Origin of the sequence: Frankia sp. AgKG'84/4 (assembly GCF_023242965.2) — a bacterium.
GTDB lineage: Bacteria > Actinomycetota > Actinomycetes > Frankiales > Frankiaceae > Frankia.
This window is the reverse complement of the sequence record NZ_JALKFU020000687.1, coordinates 1-577: the sequence shown is the minus strand read 5'-3', so window position 1 is coordinate 577 and position 577 is coordinate 1. Positions and strand designations below refer to the sequence as shown.

At 76.9% G+C, this 577-nt stretch carries 1 protein-coding gene; it reads left to right on the top strand.

Annotated features, from left to right (window positions below; all coding sequences use genetic code 11):
• Positions 1-577: PadR family transcriptional regulator (locus MXD58_RS24630; protein WP_250610041.1), on the top strand; the 577-nt coding region annotated here is incomplete at both ends.

The following is a 577-nucleotide window of genomic DNA, read 5'->3' as shown; positions in this document are numbered from 1 at the left end:
GCGGTGGCCCCGGCTGGGGCGGCCTGGGCGGCTTCCCCGGCCCTGGTTTCGGCGGTCCGGGTGGGTTCGGTCCCGGCTTCGGCCGCGGCGGCCCGCGGGTGGGGCGCGGTGACGTCCGGGAGGCGTTGCTCGCGCTGCTGGCCGAGGAGCCTATGCACGGCTACCAGATGATCCGCGAGCTGTCCGAGCGCAGCGGCGGAACCTGGCGGCCGAGCCCCGGGTCGGTCTACCCCGTGCTGTCCCTGCTCACCGATGAGGGCCTGGTGCGGGCGGTGGAGGCGGACGGCAAGCGCGTGTTCCACCTCACCGACGCCGGCCGTGCCCACGTCGAGTCCCGGTCCGGGCGGCGCAAGCCGTGGGAGACGGCGGCGGCCAGTGCCGACGACGACCTGACGAGTCTGCGCTCGCTGGCCTTCGCGGTCGGCGCGGCCGTCGTCCAGGTCGCGCAGGCAGGTGACGAGTCGCAGCTCGCGGCGGCCCGGACGCTGCTCGCGGAGACCCGTCGCGGCCTCTACCGCATCCTCGCCGCCGATGGCGACGGCGACGGCGAGCCGGCCGCCGAGGGGCGGGCGAAGGG